This is a genomic window from Protofrankia sp. CiP1_Cm_nod1 (genome assembly GCF_920888515.1).
Lineage (GTDB): Bacteria > Actinomycetota > Actinomycetes > Frankiales > Frankiaceae > Protofrankia.
Window position 1 is genome coordinate 1 of sequence record NZ_CAKKTM010000402.1, and the last position, 2,737, is coordinate 2,737.

Annotated in this window: 2 protein-coding genes and 1 pseudogene; 1 reads left to right on the plus strand and 2 read right to left on the minus strand. The window is 73.7% G+C overall.

Going from position 1 to position 2,737, the window contains the following annotated elements; translation table 11 throughout:
• Window positions 1–186 precede the first annotated feature (186 nt).
• The gene (gene hflX / locus NBX02_RS18200; RefSeq protein WP_250284674.1) at window positions 187–1,563 is read left to right on the plus strand and encodes a GTPase HflX; all 1,377 of its coding nucleotides are present in this window, start codon (window positions 187–189) and stop codon (window positions 1,561–1,563) included.
• A 22-nt stretch (window positions 1,564–1,585) separates the two neighbouring features.
• Here hflX and NBX02_RS18205 read toward each other — a convergent pair whose 3' ends face one another.
• Together NBX02_RS18205 and NBX02_RS18210 are read right to left on the minus strand one after the other, a co-directional pair.
• Window positions 1,586–2,431 (minus strand): alpha/beta fold hydrolase, encoded by an 846-nt coding sequence (locus tag NBX02_RS18205; RefSeq protein ID WP_250284672.1) that lies wholly within the window; start codon window positions 2,429–2,431, stop codon window positions 1,586–1,588.
• Window positions 2,431–2,737 (minus strand): annotated as a pseudogene (locus tag NBX02_RS18210) (hypothetical protein); the annotation flags it as partial. The gene NBX02_RS18205 and the pseudogene NBX02_RS18210, both read right to left, overlap by 1 nt.

The window sequence follows — 2,737 nt, forward strand, 5'->3', positions numbered from 1 at the left end:
GGGCGCTCCCGGCCGGCCAGCGGCACGGGACGCGCCGGGCGCGCCGCGCCCGACCGCGGTGACCGGGCCACCGGCACCGCCAGCATGGCCGCCGTCATCTGACCGGGAACCACCGTCGTCCGGTCGAGAAAATTCGGTCGCGGCCCCGGAACGGACGTGGGAGCCTGCGATAAAGGAGGCAGCGACATGACGTTTCCCGCCCTCTTCGACGCCTCCGGCGAGGCGCTCGACCTCGCCGACCGTCTGGCACTGCGCCGGGTACCAGGCCTGGCAACCGAGCTCGACGACGTCACCGAGGTCGAGTACCGCCAGCTCCGGCTGGAGCGGGTGGTCCTCATCGGGGTGTGGACCTCGGGCACGGCCGCCGAGGCGGAGACCTCCATGGCCGAGCTCGCCGCCCTGGCGGCCACGGCCGGCTCGGTCATCCTGGACGCGCTCGTCCAGCGTCGGGACACTCCCGACTCGGCGACGTACGTCGGCTCCGGCAAGGCGCGTGAGCTGCGCGACGTCGTCACCGCCACCGGCGCCGACACCGTCGTCTGCGACGGTGAGCTGACCCCCGGCCAGCTGCGCCAGCTGGAGGACGTCGTCAAGGTCAAGGTCATCGACCGGACCGCGCTGATCCTCGACATCTTCGCCCAGCACGCCACCTCCCGGGAGGGCAAGGCCCAGGTCGAGCTCGCGCAGCTGCAGTACATGCTGCCGCGGCTGCGTGGCTGGGGTGAGTCGATGTCCCGCGCCGGTGGTGGCATCGGCACCCGCGGCCCCGGCGAGACGAAGATCGAGACGGACCGGCGGCGGCTGCGCACGCGCATGGCCAGGCTCCGCCGGGAGCTCGCCGGGATGAAGACGGTCCGGACGACCAAACGCTCGGCGCGGCAGCGCAGCGGCATCCCCGCGGTCGCGATCACCGGCTACACCAACGCCGGCAAGTCCTCGCTGCTCAACCGGCTGACCGGCGCCGGGGTGCTGGTCGAGGACGCCCTGTTCGCCACGCTGGACCCGGCCGTGCGGCGGGCCACGCTGCCCGACGGCCGGACGTTCACCCTCGCCGACACCGTCGGCTTCGTCCGCCACCTGCCGCACCAGATCGTGGAGGCGTTCCGCTCCACCCTGGAGGAGGTCGCCGACGCCGACCTGCTGCTGCACGTCGTCGACGGCTCGCATCCCGACCCGATGTCACAGATCTCCGCGGTCCGCACCGTGATCAACGACATCGACGCCGGGGACGTCCCCGAGCTGCTGGTCGTGAACAAGATCGACGCCGCCGGCCCGGACGTGCTCGCCCGGGTGCGCCGCGCCGTCCCCGGCGCGCTCCTCGTCTCGGCGCGCACCGGGGAGGGGCTGGCCGCCCTGGTGGCGGAGCTGACCGAGCGCGTCCCCCACCCCGACGTCGAGGTGTGCGTGCTGCTGCCGTTCACCCGCGGTGACCTGGTCTCCCGGGTGTACGCCCGCGGGGAGGTCCTCGGCCTCGAGCACACGGCGACCGGCACGGTCCTGCGGGCCCGGGTACCGGCCGAGCTCGCCTCCCAGCTCACCAGCTTCTTCCTCGAACCGGCCTGAGGCTGGCCTGAGGCCAGCGGGCCTACGCGGCCCGCTGGCCCACGCCGTTGCGCCAGAACTCGACCAGCAGCGCGGCGGTGACCTCCGGGTTCTCGGTCGCCGGCGAGTGCGCCGCCCCGGCGATCACCTCGTAGCGGGCGTCCAGGCGTGCCGCCATCTCCGCCTGCAGACGCGGCGGCCAGGCGTCGTCGGCGGCCCCGTGGGCGACCAGCACGGGTACGTCGTCCTGGCTGACGGCGTCAGCGAGCTCACCGACCCGGTCGGGTTCGCTCAGCAGCTGCTCCCCCATCACCCGCAGGCCGACGTTGCTGCTGGCGAAGAACCGGCGCTCCAGGAACTCCAGGCCACCGGGCGGGTACACGGCGGTGTCCGCGGCCCGCATGGCGGCCCATACCGCGTCCCGGCCGCTGCGCTTGTACACCACCCGCATGGCCTGCAGCGCGATCCGCCGAGGGCCGACGATCCCGGCCGGGCCGGAGCTGAGCAGCACGAGGCTTGCCACGCACGACGGGCGGGCGATGACCGCGGTCCGCGCGACCAGCCCCCCGAAGGAATGGCCGAGCAGGTGCACCGGGCGACCGATCTCGTCGGCCACCCGGCCGACGTGTCCAGCCAGCGCGTCGACCGTGCAGTCCCGCTCCGGGTCGGCCGCGGGTGACTCGTACTGGCCGTGCTGGTCGACCGCGACCACGTCGAACCCGGCCCGCGCGAGCCGCGGAATGATCGGCAGGAAGTCCTCCTTGCTCCCGGTGTAACCGGGCAGCAGGACGACCGGCGGGTCGACGGGCGATCCGGCTCGTAGGACCGCGAGGCTCGCGCAGGTCGAGTGCTGTACCCCGGATGGCAGTTCCGTCGACCTCGAGATCATTACCCAGGACTCCCCTGCTCCCACACGGCGACCACGTACCCCACACCGTAAGGGGCGGCGACATACTCAGCACGAGACGTCCATGACCACGTGCGCGTGTCGCTCATGGTGATGCCCGGATCGTGCGCTGTGGCGGTGACGGTAGCACCGGCAAGCCGCGCGCCGGCGAGTACCTGCCACGACGCGCGGCCCGCCGCCAGCAGCTCCCGCGAGAGAGCCGGGTCCAGGCGCAGCAGCGCGGCCGCGTCGCCGGCGGCGAGCGCCGCCGCCACCGCGGCGTCGTGGCCGTCCGCGCGGCTGTCGAAC

Coding starts and splice junctions, on each gene's coding strand:
- hflX (WP_250284674.1), top strand. CDS start 187: ATGACGTTTCCCGCCCTCTTCGACGCCTCCGGCGAGGCGCTCGACCTC.
- NBX02_RS18205 (WP_250284672.1), bottom strand. CDS start 2,431: ATGATCTCGAGGTCGACGGAACTGCCATCCGGGGTACAGCACTCGACC.